Raw genomic sequence first — 14947 nt, 5'->3', positions numbered from 1 at the left:
AAAAAATATTGAAATAACTAGTGCTAACTAAATTTGTGTTGGTATAAATGCAAATCGGAGCCTGTTTAGTACCTTTGCGGTACTATGGAAATGTCTTCTAAATTACTTGAAAGGGCTGTTGCTGAAATTGCACAATTGCCGGGTATAGGCAAAAGAACTGCTTTGAGGCTGGCACTGCATCTTTTAAAGCAGCCGGCAGAACAAACGCAATTGCTTACAGGTGCCCTGCAAAAAATGCGCGATGAGATACAGTTTTGCCGACAGTGCCACAATGTTAGCGATGTTGAGGTGTGTGAAATATGTGCTAACGGTTCCCGTGACAAAACGGTTATTTGTGTGGTAGAAGATATCCGCGATGTTATGGCTATTGAAAACACGAATCTGTTTAAGGGTATTTATCATGTACTGGGAGGAAAAATATCTCCTATGGACGGCATAGGCCCAAGCCAGTTAAATATAGTTACACTGGTTGAAAAAGTAAGGGCCGGGAATGTAAAGGAGCTGATATTTGCACTGAGTTCTACCATGGAAGGGGATACGACCAATTTTTATATCTACAAACAAATAAAAGAATACGGAATAGTGACTTCGGCTATTGCACGCGGTATTGCTGTGGGCGACGAACTTGAGTTTGCCGATGAGGTTACCCTTGGGCGAAGCATACTCCATCGTGTGCCATTTGAAAATTCTTTAAAAAGCAGTTAGGGTATTGTTGTCCTATTCTGTTAATATACCCACTTATAAGTATAGCAATAAACAAATATAGTAGTTATATTTGCAGCTTCTTAGGAAGCTGTAAACACCAACCAACTTAATGCAGAACAACTTACAGGAAAAAATCCTTATTACCGGGGGGGCAGGATTTATTGGGTCAAACTTATGTGACCATTTTATGGCTAAAGGCTATAAAGTGGTGTGCCTTGATAATTTTGCTACCGGCTTCAGGAAAAATATCGAGCACCACTTCTCTAATCCCGATTTTACACTTATCGAAGGTGATATAAGAAATATGGACGATTGCCGCAAGGCAGTTGAAGGGGCTGCTTATGTATTGCATCAGGCAGCCTTAGGATCAGTGCCACGCTCCATAAAAGATCCTGTTACATCTAATGATGTAAATGTAGGCGGTTTCCTGAACATGATTGCTGCAAGCCGCGATGCAGGTGTTAAGCGCTTTGTATATGCAGCAAGCTCTTCTACTTATGGCGATTCTGAAACGCTACCGAAAGTGGAAGATAAGATTGGGAAACCATTATCTCCTTATGCAGTTACCAAATATGTAAACGAATTGTATGCTGATGTTTTCAGCAGGACTTATGGTATGGAAACTATTGGCCTCCGCTATTTTAATGTTTTTGGAAGGAGACAGGATCCTGCCGGAGCTTATGCTGCGGTAATACCAAAATTCGTAATGCAGTTCATGAGCCATGAAAGTCCGGTAATAAACGGAGATGGTAACTATTCCCGTGATTTTACTTATATAGATAATGTAATCCAAATGAATGAGCTGGCAATGCTGTCTCAAAATAAGGATGCAATAAATACGGTTTACAATACTGCCTTTGGGGACAGGACTACACTAAAAGAACTTGTGGGGTATCTAAAAGAATTTTTGTCAGAGTACGATAATAAGATTAATAGCGTTGAGGTGATACACGGGCCGCAAAGGGCAGGAGATATCCCGCATTCGCTGGCCAGCATAGATAAAGCAAAAAAGCTTTTGAATTATGATCCGAAATTCTCAATAAAACAGGGACTGAAAGAGGCTGTAAGTTGGTATTGGGACAATTTAAAACCGGCAGATAATTAAAATGAAGATAACTATTATAGGATTAGGCTATGTAGGGTTGCCGTTAGCAGTAGCGATGGCAAAAAAACATGCTGTTACAGGTTTTGATATTAATCTGGGCAGGATAGCCGCTCTTAATGAATACACCGATATAACCCTTGAGATAAGCAATGATGCCCTTGAGGCGGTTATTAAGGCAGAAAACACTTTGGATAACGGATTGTATTGTACTTCGGACATTGAAGATATCAAAGATTCGGCATATTATATTGTAACAGTTCCTACTCCGGTAGATAAGGACAATAAGCCCGATTTGACAGCGCTTTACAAAGCGAGTGAAACGGTAGGTAAGGTGTTAAAGAAGGGCGATATCGTAATTTATGAGTCTACGGTATATCCGGGTGCTACCGAAGAAGAATGTGTTCCGGTACTGGAGCGCTTCAGTGGACTTAAATTCAATGAAGATTTCTTTGCAGGCTATTCTCCTGAAAGGATAAACCCGGGAGATAAAGAGCATACGGTAGAAAAGATACTTAAAGTTACTTCGGGTTCTACACCGGAAGCTGCCCAAAAAGTAAATGAATTATATAAGTCGGTAATCACGGCAGGAACGCATCTGGCGCCGTCTATAAAGGTGGCTGAAGCAGCAAAGGTCATAGAAAACGCACAGCGTGATATAAACATAGCTTTTGTAAATGAGTTGTCTAAGATATTCAACTGCCTGGATATAGATACCTATTCTGTTCTTGAAGCGGCATCTACAAAATGGAATTTTCTTCCATTCAAACCCGGGCTTGTGGGAGGGCACTGTATAGGGGTAGATCCTTATTACCTGGCTCAAAAAGCACAAGAAGTGGGGTATCACCCGGAGATTATTCTTGCCGGAAGAAGGCTTAATGATAGTATGGGTGAGTATGTGGCATCGCAGGTAGTGAAGCTTATGATAAAAAAAGGAATAGAGGTAAATGGTGCAAAAGTGCTTATGCTTGGAATTACCTTTAAGGAAAATTGTCCTGATGTGCGAAATACCAAAATTGTCGATGTTATACACGCGTTAAGAGAATATGGTATTGATGTAACAACATTTGATCCATGGGCTGCGCCCGATGAGGTGTTGCATGAATATGATATGACAACTATAAATATGCTGCCTTCTCAAAAATTTGATGGTGTAGTATTGGGTGTTGCGCATAACGAATTTAAAAATCTTGATTATTCAGCTATTCTCGAAGAAAATAGTGTTCTGTATGATGTAAAAGGGGTTTTGGGCAATATGGCTGATGGCGGCTTGTAAAGTAATTTTTAACTTTACATTAATATAAAATAAGACATTCTCTTACATACACTGTGAAAAAGATTGTAAGTTTGGGGACTGTAATAATTAGGTTAAAAGATAAAGATCCGGCTAACGTAAAAGTTAAGTAGGGTTAAATGTATGAAATTGGTAATCAATGGGTAAGATTAAGAATATATGTTGTATCGGAGCCGGGTATGTAGGTGGGCCAACTATGGCTGTCATTGCACATAAGTGTCCCGATATAAATGTTACTATAGTAGATCTGAATGCTGAAAGAATAGCTGCATGGAATGATGCAGATGTAAAAAATATTCCTATTTATGAACCCGGACTTGCCGAGATAGTAGCTTCAGCAAGAGGGAAAAATCTTTTCTTCTCAACAGAAATAGAAAAAGCTATTGATGAGGCAGAAATGATATTCATCTCTGTAAATACGCCGACAAAAACCTACGGAGTAGGAAAAGGCATGGCAGCCGATCTTAAATTTATAGAGCTATGTGCAAGACAAATTGCATCGGTTGCAACTAATGATAAAATAGTCGTAGAAAAATCGACATTGCCGGTAAGAACCGCAGAAGCACTAAAGAATATACTTGACAATACAGGCAATGGAGTGAAATTCCAAATACTTTCAAATCCTGAGTTTTTAGCCGAAGGTACAGCTGTGACTGACCTTTTGGATCCGGACAGGGTTCTTATTGGGGGAGGCACTGATGCAGAAGGACAGGAAGCAATTAATGCTCTTGTTGAGGTATATGCCAACTGGATTCCTAAAGAGAGGATACTTACGACCAATGTTTGGTCTTCTGAACTTTCTAAACTTACTGCAAATGCATTTTTAGCACAAAGGGTATCGTCAATAAATGCGATGTCTGAACTTTGTGAAAAAACAGGTGCAGATGTAGAAGAGGTTGCACGTGCAATAGGAATGGACAGCAGGATTGGGTCAAAATTTCTTAAAGCTTCGGTAGGCTTTGGCGGCTCATGTTTCCAGAAAGATATTTTAAACCTGGTTTATATTGCTAAATCGTATGGATTGAATGAGGTTGCTGATTATTGGGAACAGGTTATTATAATGAACGACCATCAAAAAAAGCGTTTTGCATCTAATATTGTAAAAACGCTTTACAATACTGTTTCGGGAAAAAAGATAGCTTTCCTGGGTTGGGCATTTAAAAAAGATACTAACGATACAAGGGAATCGGCAGCGATTTATGTAGCGGATGATTTGTTGAGTGAACAAGCAGAAATTGCGGTATATGATCCTAAGGTAAGGCAGGAAACTATTTATAGGGATCTTGATTATTTAGGTGCCAGAAGTGCTGAAGAGAATAAAGAAAATGTTACTGTTTTCGAAGATCCGTATGAGGCCTGCAAAGATGCGCATGCTATTGCGATTCTGACAGAATGGGATGAGTTCAAAACATATGACTGGCAAAACATATATGATAATATGAAAAAGCCGGCTTTTGTTTTTGACGGAAGGAAAATCCTCCAGGGTGAAAAACTGAGGGAAATAGGTTTTGTATTTCAGGAAATAGGGAAATAACGGCTATTATAAATATGAGCAAAGTTGTTAATGTAATACTTACAGGGGGAGTTGGCAGTAGATTATGGCCTCTGTCTCGAAAAAGCAAGCCCAAGCAATATCTTGAGATTTTCAATGAAAAGTCACTTTTTGAAATGACAATTGAAAGAAATCTTGATATTGCAGATAAGATTATTGTGGTTGGCAACAGGGATAATTGCCATCTAAGCAAAAAAGTGCTTGACCGCTCAGGAATTGTTTATCTCGATATAATCGAAGCTGTTCCGAGGAATACTGCCGCCGCTATTGCTTTTGCCGCATTTGCGTCTGATCCTGACGATATTTTAGTGGTAACTCCGTCTGATCATATTATTCAGGGGGATGATCATTATAAAAAAGCTATAGAAGAAGCTGTTGTTAAAGCTTCTGAAAATAATATAGTTACCTTCGGTGTAAAGCCATTAAAGCCTGAAACAGGTTACGGCTATATTGAGTTTTTGGGTGATGAAGTAATATCATTTCGTGAAAAGCCGAATCACGTGACTGCACAGGATTTTTTAGACAGAGGTAACTTTCTATGGAATAGCGGCATGTTTTGTTTTAAAGTAGATGTTTTTCTGAGTGAGCTGGAATTGTTCGAGCCAAAAGTATTTAAGTCAGCTCTTGAAGTATGGCAAAATAATAAAGAAGGCAGGCTTGATGAAGAATTATCGCTTACGATACCTTCGATAAGTATTGATTATGCTGTTTTGGAACGTAGCAAAAAGATAAAAGTTATATCTTCTGTTTTTGAATGGTCCGATTTAGGCTCGTTTGAAGCAGTATATGATTACTTGGTAAGTCAGGGATATCCGGTTGATGAATCAGGTAATATGGTTATTGGAAGCTCGAAGTATACAACGTTTATAGGTATTCGTAATACAATATTTATCGAAACAAATGATGCAAACCTTATTTTACAGAAGGAGCAGTCGCAAGAGGTTAAAAATATATATAGCCATTTAGAAAAAAATATACCGGAATTACTTAATTAAAAAGATTATACAGCATAATAGTTTGAGTATGAAAAAAATTCTTATTACCGGCGGCGCCGGCTTCATTGGTTCACATGTGGTGAGAAGGTTTGTGAATAACTATCCGAATACGCAAATTTTCAATCTGGATGCATTGACCTATGCCGGTAACCTTGAAAACATCAGGGATATAGAGAATAAGCCTAATTATACTTTTATTAAAGGAGATATTACAGATGCCGATTTTTTAGACAGTATTTTTGAAAAGCATCAGTTTGACGGTGTTCTTCACCTTGCTGCAGAATCGCATGTAGACAGATCGATAAAAGATCCTCTTGCTTTTGTGAAAACGAATGTAATAGGAACCATGAATCTTTTGAATGCTGCCAAAAAAATATGGGCAGATAATTATCAAGACAAAAGATTCTATCATATCAGTACTGATGAGGTATATGGTTCACTGGGAGCAGAAGGATTGTTTACAGAAACAACTTCTTATGATCCAAATTCACCCTATTCGGCCTCAAAAGCTGCCTCAGACCATTTTGTAAGGGCTTATGGCGAAACGTACGGACTTCCTTATGTATTGACCAATTGCTCAAATAATTACGGTCCTTTCCATTTTCCGGAAAAACTTATACCGTTATTTATCAATAATATTATCCATAATAAACCTCTTCCGGTCTATGGAGACGGAAAATATACGCGTGACTGGCTTTTTGTTGAAGATCATGCTGTAGCTATAGATCTGGTTTTCCACAAAGGAAAGAATCATGATACTTATAATATAGGAGGTTTTAATGAATGGCAGAATATTGACTTGGTAAAGCTTCTCTGCAAAATTATGGATACGAAACTGGGCAGGGCAGAAGGAACTTCTGAAGGACTTATTACTTATGTAAAAGACCGTCCGGGGCATGACCTTCGTTATGCTATTGATGCAACAAAAATCAATAAGGAACTGGGCTGGAAACCTTCGGTAACATTTGAAGAAGGCCTGGAGAGAACTATTGACTGGTTCTTAGGCAATCAGGAATGGCTTGATAATGTAACATCGGGCGAATACCAAAAATATTACAACAACCAATACAGTGAATCGAAATAATGGAAATTGAAAAAACAGCAATAGAGGGATGTGTAATCCTTAAACCAAGGATTTTTGGTGATGCCAGAGGGTACTTCTTTGAAAGCTTTAATGAAGATAAGTTTAATGAATTAACAGGTACACAAACCAAATTTGTTCAGGATAACCAGTCATATTCATCTTATGGAGTGCTTAGAGGGCTTCATGCGCAAAGCGGTGAACATGCACAGGCTAAGCTTGTAAGGGTATTGCAGGGAGAAGTTCTTGATGTTGCTGTTGATGCACGTCCGGATTCGCCAACATTTGGCAAGCACGTAGCAGTAAAGCTAAGTGCTGAGAATAATTTTCAGTTGTTTGTTCCAAGAGGATTCCTTCACGGGTTTGTAGTACTTTCTGAAACTGCTGTTTTTGCATATAAATGTGATAACTATTATAATGCAGCATCAGAAAAAGGAGTAATGTACAACTCTCCCGAACTAAATATTGACTGGCTAATAGATGCAAAAGATGCAGGCCTTTCAGAAAAAGACTTGATTTTACCAACATTTAGCGAAGTTTACACGAAGTAATATGAAGCATATTTTAGTAACAGGTGGAAATGGGCAGTTAGGTAGTTCGATAGAATCGATAGAGGCTCAGTTTGGGGGAAGTAATAAATACGTTTATCTTACGCTTGAGGATTTGGATGTTACCAGCGAAAGCCAGGTAAATGCGATTATAGAGAAATATAAGCCTGCATATGTTGTAAACTGCGCGGCTTATACCGCGGTTGATAAAGCAGAGTCTGAAAATGACCTGGCTTATGCTATTAATGCAACTGCGGCAGAACACCTGGCTAAAGCCTGTAAGGCTCATGGTGTTATTCTTATACATATTTCTACCGATTTTGTTTTCGAAGGGGCAAGCCCGCTTCCATTAACAGAAACAATGGAGGCTAACCCTACTGGTGTTTACGGAGCTACAAAACTGGCAGGTGAAAAGCTTATTGCTGAAAACATGAGCGACTATTTTATAATACGTACCAGTTGGTTATATTCTGAGTTTCAGAATAATTTCCTGAAGACTATGATTCGTTTGGGTAATGAAAGGGATGAACTATCAGTTGTTTATGATCAGGTAGGTACTCCTACTTATGCGGTAGACCTTGCAGGTCTTATAATGCATATCATCAATTCAGATTCTTCTGCTTACGGATTGTATCATTACAGTAACGAAGGAGTTGCATCATGGTATGATTTTGCGTATGAAATATTTAAGTTGAGCAATATTGAGATTAATCTTAAGCCTATCAGCTCCGATCAGTTTCCTACTCCTGCGAAACGCCCTAACTATTCGGTAATGAGCAAGGATAAAGTAAAACAAAATTTAGGGATTACTATTAATCATTGGACTGATAGTGTTGCAAATTGTATCAAAAAACTATAAGTATGAAAGGAATTATACTGGCAGGTGGTTCAGGAACAAGGCTTTATCCTTTAACGAAATCGATCTCAAAACAAATGATGGCTATCTATGATAAGCCAATGATTTATTATCCGCTTTCGGTTTTAATGCTGGCAGGGATCAATGAAATACTAATTATATCTACTCCGCATGACTTACCCAATTTCAGGAATCTGTTAGGCGATGGAACAGATTTTGGAATAAAGCTTGAATATGCTGAGCAACCTAGCCCCGACGGGTTAGCCCAGGCATTTATAATAGGAGAAGAATTTATAGGTGGCGATGATGCCTGCCTGATCCTTGGAGATAATATTTTTTATGGCCACGGACTCACTGACCTTTTAAAAACTGCAGTTAAAAATGTAACTGAACAGAAAAAAGCAACTGTTTTTGGCTATTATGTTCAGGATCCGGAGCGTTATGGCGTAGCTGAATTTGATGCTGCGGGTAATGTTATATCAATTGAAGAAAAGCCCGAAGATCCTAAAAGTAATTATGCTGTTGTAGGATTATATTTTTACCCTAATTCAGTAGTTGAGGTTGCTAAAAAGATAAAGCCAAGTGACAGAGGCGAATTGGAGATTACAACTGTTAACCAGGAATATCTTCACTCAAAAGATCTGAAAGTAGAGTTAATGGGACGTGGTTATGCATGGCTTGATACGGGTACTCATGAATCGCTCCTTGAAGCTTCTAACTATATACAGACCATAGAAAAAAGACAGGGCTTAAAAGTAGCGTGTCTTGAAGAAATAGCTTATGAAATGGGCTACATAAGTAAGGAAAAGTTAATTGAACTTGCAACGCCTTTGAAAAAAAATGAGTACGGTCAGTATTTACTAAGGCTGGCTTCAAAAAAATAGCCATTTTACGCTAGTAGGATTGTTGTGTTTAATAGATAGTATGCTTGCAATGATGTTGCGTAGTGACTTGTTTTATAAGAGATATACATAAAAAAATGAATAAACTTACTTTCTTTCTGTGCTTTCTTTTGATCCTTTTTACTGGGTCTTTATTTGCGCAGGATATATTGGGAAGCGGTGATTTACGGTCTGTAAATGTAGATCAGTTGTCTGATCAGCAGATAGCTCAGATTCAATCGCAGCTAAAAACAAACAATGTTTCGGTAGATCAGGCAGAAGCTATTGCAGTAAAAAAAGGAATGTCTGTGGCGGAATTTTCCAAACTCAGGTCACGTCTGTCTGCTGCTCAGCCGGGCGTAATTTCAACTCCTCCGGTACAGGAAAGTGTAGCAAAAGTTACTAAAAAATCGACGACAGAGCAGATGGCTTCCTTATCAGGGAACCCGCTTGTTTTTGGGTCTGAATTATTTAATAATCCAAACTTAAGTTTTGAACCCAATCTTAAGCTTGCTACTCCCGTAAACTATGTATTGGGCCCGACCGACGAACTGCAGATAAGCCTTTATGGTGTGCAGGAATATAATGCTACGTTGCCGGTTAATGTTGAAGGAAAAGTAAGCATGCCTTATGTGGGACAGATTGCCGTTTCGGGAATAACCATTGAAGCAGCAACACAAAGGATCAAAAATGCCATGTCGAAAGTATACAGTACATTGGGCTCAGGGCAGTCAAAACTTTCGGTAAGCCTGGGCAGTATCAGGACAATAAAAATTACAATTATTGGCAGTAAGCTTCCGGGCAATTACTCTATATCTTCGCTTGCAACCGTGTATAACGCTTTGCATTTAGCAGGAGGTCCTGCTGATAACGGAACTTACAGGAACATACAGCTGATAAGAGGCAATAAAGTTATAAGGACTGTTGACCTTTATCGTTTTTTGGTAAACGGAGACGGATCGGATAATGTGGGACTTAAAGATAATGACGTAATAAGGATACCGGTTTACACGAACAGGGTTACATTACAAGGTGAAGTAAAACGTCCTGGCATATTTGAGATAAAAGATCAGGAAACTTTTTCTGACCTTATCTCTTTTGCATCCGGTTTTACTGAAGTTGCCTATACTGCTTCAGTAAATGTTGTTCAAAAAACAGATAAGGAATACAAAGTGCGCGATATACCTTCATCTGAATATGCAACTTACAAGCCTACATCGGGAGATGTGTTTGGTGTTTCTAAAATTCTTAGTCGTTTTGAGAACAGGATAACTGTTGAAGGTGCAGTTTTCAGGCCTAATCAATATTCTTTCATCGCCGGAATGAGGATATCTGACCTTATAGCTAAAGCTGATGGGTTAAGAGAAGATGCTTATACGCCCAGGGCAAGAATATTGAGACAAAAAGATGATCTTACCTCTGAAATTGTAGAAGTGAATCTTGCAGATGCAATTGCAGGTAACCCGGCTTCTAATCTTGAGCTCAAAAAAGAAGATGTACTGACAATATATTCGCTTTTGGACTTTAAGGAGAATTACAATGTGAGCGTTGAAGGAGAAATAAAGAAACCTGGTGTGTATAGTTATTTTGAAAATCTTACACTGAATGATCTTATAATTCAGGCAGGCGGACTTACCGGAGCAGCTTCTAAAAAAGTGGAGATTGCCCGAATGATAAAATCTGAGGATATTGATAATACAAACCCACGTAAAGTCGAGGTATTAAACATTGAGATAAATGCAAGGAATAATGAACAGCTTTCTAATATAACACTCTTTCCTTATGATGTAATTAACATTAGGAAAATGCCTGTATTTGAACAACCTGAAATGGTTGTTCTGGAAGGTGAAGTAGTATATCCGGGAAAATATGTTCTTGAGAATAAAGATGAACGAATTGCAGATGTTATCAAAAGAGCAGGAGGATTGTCACCCCAGGCAAATACTCTTGGAGTTAAAATAAAGAGACCTATAAAAAATGACCAGGTAGAAGATTTAAGCAGAATTGATTTGAATTTAGGTGAAGGTGACACAATACAAAAGAAATTAACCGATAAGGTAATTCAGCTTAGATATGCGACCATTCCGGTTGACTGGGAAAGAATACGGAAAGATGAAAAGCATTATTCTAACGTAATATTACAGCCGGGTGATCTTATTGAAGTCTTAGCTTTCGAAGAGTCGGTTAAAATATCGGGTAATGTACTGTTAAATTCTGAAATTCCTTTTAGGAAAGGGAAAGGGTTTAACTATTATATAAATTCTGTTGGAGGTGTAGATAATAAAGGCTGGAAGAAGAAATCTTATATTATTTATCCTAATGGTAAGGCAGACGTTGCAAGTTCGTTTTTGTTTTTCAGGTCGTATCCTGAAGTTCAGCCGGGGTCTCAGATTGTTGTTCCTGCTAAACCGGAGAGCAGAAAAATGAGTACGGGTGAAATTGTAGGTATTGCCAGTGTGCTAACGAGTCTTGCCGGGGTTGTAATAGCCATATTAACTATTAAATAGGATTATGGAAGAAATTAAAAATAGTGATGAAATTACCCTAAAGAGTATTATAGCTATCATTAAGGATTGGTATCTTTTTTTGCTTTCAAAATTTAAGATAATCATGCTTATAGCTTTTTTGGGTGCGTGCCTTGGAGTCGCTTATTCATATATGAAAAAGCCAATCTATACTGCTACACTTACTTTTGCACTGGAAGATGAGAAATCTTCAGGAATGGGAGGTGCATTAGGGCTTGCAGGACAGTTTGGTATTGACATTGGAGGTGGAGGCGGAGGTGTTTTTTCGGCTTCTAACCTTATAGAGCTTTTTAAATCCAGAAGTATGGTTGAAAAGACACTTCTGACTCCCGTATATGTTAAAGGGAAAAATATTTCTCTGGCAGAGATGTATATCAGGCAAAATGAATGGAGGAAAAGATGGGAAGGAAAACCAAAATTTAGATCAATACAGTTTGTACCAAATGCCGAGAGAATAAATTTTACCAGAGACCAGGATAGTATTCTTGAGGTTATGTATAAGGATTTGTCTGGCAATGCCCTTAATATTTCCCAAAAAGATAAAAAGGCGAGTATTATTTCTGTTGAGGTAAAAACAAAAAATGAAGAATTTTCTAAGCTGTTCGCAGAATCCCTGGTAGGTGTTGTGTCAGATTTTTATATTGAAATTAAAAGTGGAAAGGCCGAAATTAATATGGTCATATTACAGAAGCAGCTTGATTCAATAAGAGGTGAATTGAATGGGTCTATTCAGAGTGTAGCCCTTGCTAATGACAGAACTTTTAGTCTGAATCCTGCATTAAATGTAAAAAGAGTGCCCTCTGTTCGAAAAAATGTTGATGTGCAGACTAATACTGCTATTTTGACAGAATTGGTAAGACAGACCGAACTTGCAAAAGTTACCTTAAGAAAAGAAACTCCTCTAATTCAGGTCATTGATAAACCAATTTATCCTTTAAAAAAAGAAAGATTTGGTAAAGCGATGGGAGTTATATATGGTGGGTTTATAGGTGGCTTTCTTGCAGCTATATATTTAATCGTAAGAAGATTGTATAAAATTTTGATGGCAGAGTAGGTGAAATAAAAATTGGATATGGATATTTTAAAACTTATAGGGAGAAACTCCGAAATATTTGAGACGGATATAATTAATCATGAAGATGAACTGAATACTATTGTTAGAAATTCTTCTTTTTTGGTAATTGGAGGCGCAGGATCTATTGGACAGGCGGTTACAAAAGAGATTTTTAAAAGGAATCCCTCTAAACTGCATGTTGTTGATATAAGTGAAAATAATATGGTAGAGCTTGTCAGGGATTTGAGAAGCTCCTATGGTTATATTGATGGCGATTTTCAAACTTTTGCCTTAGATATTGGTTCAGTAGAATATGATGCGTTCATAAAGTCTGACGGTAAATATGATTATGTTTTAAATCTTTCGGCACTTAAACATGTAAGGAGTGAGAAGGATCCGTTTACTTTGATGAGAATGATTGAAGTAAATATATTTAATACAGAAAAGACACTTCAGCAGTCTATAGATAATAATGCAAAAAAATACTTTTGTGTTTCTACTGATAAAGCTGCCAATCCTGTAAATATGATGGGGGCATCTAAACGTATTATGGAAATGTATCTTATGCGAAAAAGCAGGGATATAAAGATTTCTACTGCACGTTTTGCTAACGTTGCTTTCTCTGATGGTTCTTTGTTGCATGGGTTTAACCAAAGAATACTTAAAAAGCAGCCTATCGTAGCTCCAAATGATATAAAGCGTTATTTCGTTACTCCAAAAGAATCAGGAGAACTATGCTTAATGTCCTGCATTTTTGGAGAAAACAGAGATATATTTTTTCCAAAACTGAGTGAAAGCTTACACCTGATCTCTTTTGCAGATATTGCGGTAAAGTATCTTAATGAAATTGGCTATGAACCCTACTTATGTGAAACGGAAGATGAAGCAAGGGATAATGTAGAAAATCTTATTGCTCAAAAGAAATGGCCGTGTTTGTTTACAGGCAGTGACACGACCGGAGAGAAAGATTTTGAGGAATTTTTTACTGATAATGAAGTGCTTGACATGGAAAGGTTTAAAAACCTTGGAGTAATTAAAAACGAGGAGATCTTCGATAAAGACAAACTTGAGTATTTTACAAAGTCAATTAACAGCCTGAAAGCTGACGGGTTATGGGATAAACATCAGATAGTTGATTTATTTCACGAAATGATACCCAACTTCGGACATAAGGAGACTGGTAAATATTTAGATTCAAAAATGTAATCATGAGCGATTTTAATTCTGTTATATCATTTATAAAGGCGCAACATAATAATAAAGATTTTACGCCGCTTCACGCTCCTGTTTTTAACGGGAATGAGAAAAAATATTTGCTTGATACCATCGATTCTACATTTGTGTCATCAGTTGGAGCCTATGTAGACCGATTTGAAGACATGATGTGTACAGTTGCCCAAACAGAAAAGGCTGTTGCGGTAGTAAATGGTACAGCAGCAATACAGGTAGCTTTGCGGCTTGTAGGTGTTAAAGCCGGCGATGAAGTAATTACACAGGCATTGACTTTTATTGCAACCGTAAATGCGATTGTTTATAATGGCGCTACACCTGTTTTTGTAGATGTTGATCTTGATACAATGGGACTGTCACCTAAAGCTCTGGAAGCATTTCTTACTGAAAATGCCGAACTAAAGGATGATGGGGCTTATAATAAAATAACAGGAAAAAAAATAAGTGCCTGCCTGCCAATGCATACTTTCGGTTTTCCGGTTCACCTGGATGAACTTTTGATTGTTTGTAATAAGTGGAAAATAATACTTATAGAAGATGCTGCAGAATCTTTAGGCAGTACATACAAAGGAAGGCCTACAGGGAGCATAGGAGAACTTGGTGCATTTTCTTTTAATGGAAATAAAATCGTTACAAGTGGCGGTGGCGGTGCTATCGTTACTAACAATATTGAGCTGGGCATAAAAGGGAAATATCTTACTACCACAGCTAAAGTGCCACATCCTTATGAATTTGTGCATGATGAGATGGGGTATAATTTCAGGATGCCAAACTTAAACGCAGCTTTAGCATGCGCTCAACTTGAACAGCTCGAAGGATTTCTTAAAGACAAAAGAAGCCTTGCAAAGGAGTACCAGTCATTTTTTGCAGATAAAGGGATAAATTTCAGAACAGAAACTCCCGATACTAATGCTAATTACTGGCTTATGTGTGTTGAACTTGAAAACAGGCAGGAAAGGGATTTGTTTTTGAACGATACGAATAAAAGTGGCGTAATGACAAGGCCTATATGGCAACTGATGTTCAGGTTGCCAATGTATGCACACTGCCAGAAGGATAGTCAGCAAAATGCATTATTTTTAGAAGAAAGAATTGTAAATATACCGAGCAGCGTTCGATAGCAG

The 14947-nt window shown here is 37.9% G+C and carries 13 protein-coding genes; all 13 read left to right on the top strand.

Annotated elements, in window-relative coordinates:
* Positions 1-84 precede the first annotated feature (84 nt).
* The 13 genes from recR to ACX0HA_RS03495 all read left to right on the top strand — a co-directional run bounded on the left by recR (position 85) and on the right by ACX0HA_RS03495 (position 14944).
* Positions 85-705, top strand: a complete 621-nt coding sequence (gene recR / locus ACX0HA_RS03555) for a recombination mediator RecR (RefSeq protein ID WP_458843901.1) — start codon at positions 85-87, stop codon at positions 703-705.
* Between the two features lie 109 nt (positions 706-814).
* Positions 815-1810 (top strand): SDR family oxidoreductase, encoded by a 996-nt coding sequence (locus ACX0HA_RS03550; protein ID WP_458843900.1) that lies wholly within the window; start codon positions 815-817, stop codon positions 1808-1810.
* A 1-nt stretch (position 1811) separates the two neighbouring features.
* On the top strand, positions 1812-3083 hold the full coding sequence (locus tag ACX0HA_RS03545) for a nucleotide sugar dehydrogenase (RefSeq protein WP_458843899.1): 1272 nt from the start codon (positions 1812-1814) through the stop codon (positions 3081-3083).
* Positions 3084-3240: 157 nt separating this feature from the next.
* Positions 3241-4635 carry a UDP-glucose 6-dehydrogenase gene (locus ACX0HA_RS03540; protein ID WP_458843898.1) on the top strand — a complete coding sequence of 465 codons (1395 nt, stop codon included), beginning with the start codon at positions 3241-3243 and terminating at the stop codon, positions 4633-4635.
* A gap of 14 nt (positions 4636-4649) precedes the next feature.
* On the top strand, positions 4650-5648 hold the full coding sequence (locus ACX0HA_RS03535) for a mannose-1-phosphate guanylyltransferase (RefSeq protein ID WP_458843897.1): 999 nt from the start codon (positions 4650-4652) through the stop codon (positions 5646-5648).
* Positions 5649-5676: 28 nt separating this feature from the next.
* Complete coding sequence (gene rfbB / locus ACX0HA_RS03530) at positions 5677-6732, top strand: dTDP-glucose 4,6-dehydratase (RefSeq protein WP_458843896.1); 1056 nt, start codon at positions 5677-5679, stop codon at positions 6730-6732.
* The gene (gene rfbC, locus ACX0HA_RS03525) at positions 6732-7280 is read left to right on the top strand and encodes a dTDP-4-dehydrorhamnose 3,5-epimerase (protein ID WP_458843895.1); all 549 of its coding nucleotides are present in this window, start codon (positions 6732-6734) and stop codon (positions 7278-7280) included. The genes rfbB and rfbC overlap by 1 nt, the downstream gene beginning before the upstream one ends.
* A 1-nt stretch (position 7281) precedes the next feature.
* Positions 7282-8136, top strand: coding sequence for a dTDP-4-dehydrorhamnose reductase (rfbD, locus tag ACX0HA_RS03520; RefSeq protein WP_458843894.1), 855 nt, complete (start codon positions 7282-7284; stop codon positions 8134-8136).
* A gap of 2 nt (positions 8137-8138) precedes the next feature.
* Positions 8139-9017, top strand: coding sequence for a glucose-1-phosphate thymidylyltransferase RfbA (rfbA, locus tag ACX0HA_RS03515; RefSeq protein WP_458843893.1), 879 nt, complete (start codon positions 8139-8141; stop codon positions 9015-9017).
* Between the two features lie 95 nt (positions 9018-9112).
* Positions 9113-11521 carry an SLBB domain-containing protein gene (locus ACX0HA_RS03510; protein ID WP_458843892.1) on the top strand — a complete coding sequence of 803 codons (2409 nt, stop codon included), beginning with the start codon at positions 9113-9115 and terminating at the stop codon, positions 11519-11521.
* A gap of 4 nt (positions 11522-11525) precedes the next feature.
* The gene (locus tag ACX0HA_RS03505; protein WP_458843891.1) at positions 11526-12593 is read left to right on the top strand and encodes a Wzz/FepE/Etk N-terminal domain-containing protein; all 1068 of its coding nucleotides are present in this window, start codon (positions 11526-11528) and stop codon (positions 12591-12593) included.
* Positions 12594-12611: 18 nt separating this feature from the next.
* Positions 12612-13799 (top strand): UDP-N-acetylglucosamine 4,6-dehydratase, encoded by a 1188-nt coding sequence (locus ACX0HA_RS03500; protein WP_458843890.1) that lies wholly within the window; start codon positions 12612-12614, stop codon positions 13797-13799.
* A 2-nt stretch (positions 13800-13801) separates the two neighbouring features.
* Positions 13802-14944 (top strand): LegC family aminotransferase, encoded by a 1143-nt coding sequence (locus ACX0HA_RS03495; protein ID WP_458843889.1) that lies wholly within the window; start codon positions 13802-13804, stop codon positions 14942-14944.
* Positions 14945-14947 lie beyond the last annotated feature (3 nt).

It is taken from the genome of Flavobacterium hauense (assembly GCF_054457175.1).
The sequence above is the reverse complement of the archived record's forward strand: the minus strand, read 5'-3'. Positions and strand labels throughout refer to the sequence as shown.

Coding starts and splice junctions, on each gene's coding strand:
- recR (WP_458843901.1), top strand. CDS start 85: ATGGAAATGTCTTCTAAATTACTTGAAAGGGCTGTTGCTGAAATTGCA.
- ACX0HA_RS03550 (WP_458843900.1), top strand. CDS start 815: ATGCAGAACAACTTACAGGAAAAAATCCTTATTACCGGGGGGGCAGGA.
- ACX0HA_RS03545 (WP_458843899.1), top strand. CDS start 1,812: ATGAAGATAACTATTATAGGATTAGGCTATGTAGGGTTGCCGTTAGCA.
- ACX0HA_RS03540 (WP_458843898.1), top strand. CDS start 3,241: ATGGGTAAGATTAAGAATATATGTTGTATCGGAGCCGGGTATGTAGGT.
- ACX0HA_RS03535 (WP_458843897.1), top strand. CDS start 4,650: ATGAGCAAAGTTGTTAATGTAATACTTACAGGGGGAGTTGGCAGTAGA.
- rfbB (WP_458843896.1), top strand. CDS start 5,677: ATGAAAAAAATTCTTATTACCGGCGGCGCCGGCTTCATTGGTTCACAT.
- rfbC (WP_458843895.1), top strand. CDS start 6,732: ATGGAAATTGAAAAAACAGCAATAGAGGGATGTGTAATCCTTAAACCA.
- rfbD (WP_458843894.1), top strand. CDS start 7,282: ATGAAGCATATTTTAGTAACAGGTGGAAATGGGCAGTTAGGTAGTTCG.
- rfbA (WP_458843893.1), top strand. CDS start 8,139: ATGAAAGGAATTATACTGGCAGGTGGTTCAGGAACAAGGCTTTATCCT.
- ACX0HA_RS03510 (WP_458843892.1), top strand. CDS start 9,113: ATGAATAAACTTACTTTCTTTCTGTGCTTTCTTTTGATCCTTTTTACT.
- ACX0HA_RS03505 (WP_458843891.1), top strand. CDS start 11,526: ATGGAAGAAATTAAAAATAGTGATGAAATTACCCTAAAGAGTATTATA.
- ACX0HA_RS03500 (WP_458843890.1), top strand. CDS start 12,612: ATGGATATTTTAAAACTTATAGGGAGAAACTCCGAAATATTTGAGACG.
- ACX0HA_RS03495 (WP_458843889.1), top strand. CDS start 13,802: ATGAGCGATTTTAATTCTGTTATATCATTTATAAAGGCGCAACATAAT.